Source organism: Microbacterium sp. P26 (genome assembly GCF_023712585.1).
GTDB classification, from domain to species: Bacteria; Actinomycetota; Actinomycetes; order Actinomycetales; family Microbacteriaceae; genus Microbacterium; species Microbacterium algihabitans_A.
The window spans coordinates 1-4,020 of sequence record NZ_JAMAXZ010000011.1; the positions used below are offsets into that span (position 1 = coordinate 1).

3 rRNA genes are annotated in these 4,020 nt (G+C 54.4%); all 3 read left to right on the forward strand.

Features of this window, described 5'->3' with window-relative positions:
• Nucleotides 1-223 (forward strand): 16S ribosomal RNA (locus M3667_RS16505); the annotation flags it as partial.
• A 415-nt stretch (nt 224-638) separates the two neighbouring features.
• Nucleotides 639-3,751 (forward strand): 23S ribosomal RNA (locus tag M3667_RS16510).
• Between the two features lie 102 nt (nt 3,752-3,853).
• Nucleotides 3,854-3,970 (forward strand): 5S ribosomal RNA (gene rrf, locus M3667_RS16515).
• Nucleotides 3,971-4,020: the final 50 nt, after the last annotated feature.

A 4,020-nucleotide genomic window follows, 5' to 3' on the forward strand; every position in this document is an offset into this window, starting at 1 on the left:
CGACCTCATGAAGTCGGAGTCGCTAGTAATCGCAGATCAGCAACGCTGCGGTGAATACGTTCCCGGGTCTTGTACACACCGCCCGTCAAGTCATGAAAGTCGGTAACACCTGAAGCCGGTGGCCCAACCCTTGTGGAGGGAGCCGTCGAAGGTGGGATCGGTAATTAGGACTAAGTCGTAACAAGGTAGCCGTACCGGAAGGTGCGGCTGGATCACCTCCTTTCTAAGGAGCATCTGACGCCCTGTCATGGGGTTGTTCAGGCGCCGGATCAGACCGAATGTGTCTGCCGGTTAGCTCATGGGTGGAACATTTGACTCGGTGTCGGGGACGAGGTTCTCGGGTTCAGTACGTGGCTTGCCACTGGAAAGACCTGGTTCGGAGTCGTTGACACATGCACGCTGTTGGGTCCTGAGGGGCCGGGCGCTGATCGCGCTGGTTTTCGAACTGGTGGTGGTTGGTGGCTGTTCCTCGAGGGCCTTTTTCTGGTGTCACGGTTGTGGCGTCGGGGAGGGGTACCGCCCGTACTTTGAGAACTACACAGTGGACGCGAGCATCTTCGACATGAGCCTTCGGGTTTGTGTCGTGAAGATGATCTTAAAGATCATTAGTCAATTTTTTGACGATTCAACTCATGTGATTTCAAGTCTTTAAGAGCAAACGGTGGATGCCTTGGCATCTGGAGCCGAAGAAGGACGTAGCAATCTGCGATAAGCCTCGGGGAACTGATAAGCGAGTTTTGATCCGAGGGTGTCCGAATGGGGAAACCCCGCCAGGGCGCGTGCGTACCTGGTGACTCCCGCCTGAATATATAGGGCGGGTAGAGGGAACGTGGGGAAGTGAAACATCTCAGTACCCACAGGAAGAGAAAGCAAAAGCGATTCCGTCAGTAGTGGCGAGCGAAATCGGAAGAGGCTAAACCTAGCGTGTGTGATAGCCGGCAGGTGTTGCATGTTGGGGGTTGTGGGACTTTTCGGATTGTTCTGCCGAGCAGTCGACGTGACAAGAGAGTATAGACGAACGGTTTTGAACGGCCGGTCATAGAGGGTGCGAACCCCGTAGTCGAAATGCTTGTTCTTGGCGTGAAGAGTATCCCAAGTAGCACGGGGCCCGAGAAATCCCGTGTGAATCTGTCAGGACCACCTGATAAGCCTAAATACTCCCAGATGACCGATAGCGGACAAGTACCGTGAGGGAAAGGTGAAAAGTACCCCGGGAGGGGAGTGAAATAGTACCTGAAACCGTTTGCTTACAAACCGTTGGAGCCTCCTTAGTAGGGGTGACAGCGTGCCTTTTGAAGAATGAGCCTGCGAGTTAGCGATACGTGGCGAGGTTAACCCGTGTGGGGTAGCCGTAGCGAAAGCGAGTCTGAATAGGGCGATTCAGTCGCGTGTCCTAGACCCGAAGCGAAGTGATCTATCCATGGCCAGGTTGAAGCGACGGTAAGACGTCGTGGAGGACCGAACCCACTTAGGTTGAAAACTGAGGGGATGAGCTGTGGATAGGGGTGAAAGGCCAATCAAACTTCGTGATAGCTGGTTCTCTCCGAAATGCATTTAGGTGCAGCGTTGCGTGTTTCTTGCCGGAGGTAGAGCTACTGGATGGCCGATGGGCCCTACAAGGTTACTGACGTCAGCCAAACTCCGAATGCCGGTAAGTGAGAGCGCAGCAGTGAGACTGTGGGGGATAAGCTTCATAGTCGAGAGGGAAACAACCCAGACCACCAACTAAGGTCCCTAAGCGCGTGCTAAGTGGGAAAGGATGTGGAGTTGCTTTGACAACCAGGAGGTTGGCTTAGAAGCAGCCACCCTTGAAAGAGTGCGTAATAGCTCACTGGTCAAGTGATTCCGCGCCGACAATGTAACGGGGCTCAAGCACGCCACCGAAGTTGTGGCATTGACATTTTTGGTAGGCCTTCGTGGTCCAGCCGTGTTGATGGGTAGGAGAGCGTCGTGTGGCGAGTGAAGCGGCGGGGTGACCCAGCCGTGGACGCTACACGAGTGAGAATGCAGGCATGAGTAGCGAAAGACGTGTGAGAAACACGTCCTCCGAAAGACCAAGGGTTCCAGGGTCAAGCTAATCTTCCCTGGGTAAGTCGGGACCTAAGGCGAGGCCGACAGGCGTAGTCGATGGACAACGGGTTGATATTCCCGTACCGGCGAAGAACCGCCCAAGCTAATCCAGTGGTGCTAAGAGTCCTAGCTCGGAATGTTGTTGATCCCTTCGGGGTGAAGGCACGTCCGTGTGAACGCTCGACCCCATGCTGGTGCGGCTAGCGTATTAACAGGTGTGACGCAGGAAGGTAGCCCAAGCCAGGCGATGGTAGTCCTGGTGCAAGTGCGTAGGCCAAGTGATAGGCAAATCCGTCACTTACATAGGCTGAGACACGATGCGGATAAAAAGTGGGTGATCCTATGCTGCCAAGAAAAGCATCGACGCGAGGTTCAAGCCGCCCGTACCCCAAACCGACTCAGGTGGTCAGGTAGAGAATACCAAGGAGATCGAGAGAATCGTGGTTAAGGAACTCGGCAAAATGCCCCCGTAACTTCGGGAGAAGGGGGGCCATCCACTTATTAGGACTTGCTCCGAAAGGGTGTGGTGGCCGCAGAGACTAGTGGGTAGCGACTGTTTACTAAAAACACAGGTCCGTGCCAAGTCGCAAGACGATGTATACGGACTGACGCCTGCCCGGTGCTGGAAGGTTAAGAGGACCGGTTAGCCGCAAGGCGAAGCTGAGAATTTAAGCCCCAGTAAACGGCGGTGGTAACTATAACCATCCTAAGGTAGCGAAATTCCTTGTCGGGTAAGTTCCGACCTGCACGAATGGCGTAACGACTTCCCAACTGTCTCAACCGCGAACTCGGCGAAATTGCATTACGAGTAAAGATGCTCGTTACGCGCAGCAGGACGGAAAGACCCCGTGACCTTTACTACAGCTTGGTATTGGTGTTCGGTGTGGCTTGTGTAGGATAGGTGGGAGACGGTGAAGCATTCACGCCAGTGAGTGTGGAGTCATTGTTGAAATACCACTCTGGTCACTCTGGATATCTAACTTAGGACCGTGATCCGGTTCAGGGACAGTGCCTGGTGGGTAGTTTAACTGGGGCGGTTGCCTCCCAAAATGTAACGGAGGCGCCCAAAGGTTCCCTCAACCTGGTTGGCAATCAGGTGGCGAGTGTAAGTGCACAAGGGAGCTTGACTGTGAGACTGACAGGTCGAGCAGGGACGAAAGTCGGGACTAGTGATCCGGCAGTGGCTTGTGGAAGCGCTGTCGCTCAACGGATAAAAGGTACCTCGGGGATAACAGGCTGATCTTGCCCAAGAGTCCATATCGACGGCATGGTTTGGCACCTCGATGTCGGCTCGTCGCATCCTGGGGCTGGAGTAGGTCCCAAGGGTTGGGCTGTTCGCCCATTAAAGCGGTACGCGAGCTGGGTTTAGAACGTCGTGAGACAGTTCGGTCCCTATCCGCTGCGCGCGTAGGAAGTTTGAGAGGATCTGACCCTAGTACGAGAGGACCGGGTTGGACGAACCTCTGGTGTGTCAGTTGTTCCGCCAGGAGCACCGCTGATTAGCTACGTTCGGGATGGATAACCGCTGAAAGCATCTAAGCGGGAAGCCGGCCTCAAGATGAGACTTCCATACCATTTATGGTGAGAGGCTCCCAGCCAGACTACTGGGTTGATAGGCCGGATGTGGAAGCGTAGTAATACGTGAAGCTGACCGGTACTAATAAGCCGATGACTTGATAACACACCGTTTTTGGTGCTTGCGTCCACTGAGTGGTTCTCGATGTACGGTCGGGAACACAACAATGAAACATATCGTTGTTGGTTTTTGAAACATCAATAGTGTTTCGGCGGCCATAGCGAGAGGGAAACGCCCGGTCACATTCCGAACCCGGAAGCTAAGCCTCTCAGCGCCGATGGTACTGCAGGGGGGACCCTGTGGGAGAGTAGGACACCGCCGGACTTCCTTTAAGTCGAAATGGCCACCCAAAGCTGGGTGGCCATTTCGCATTT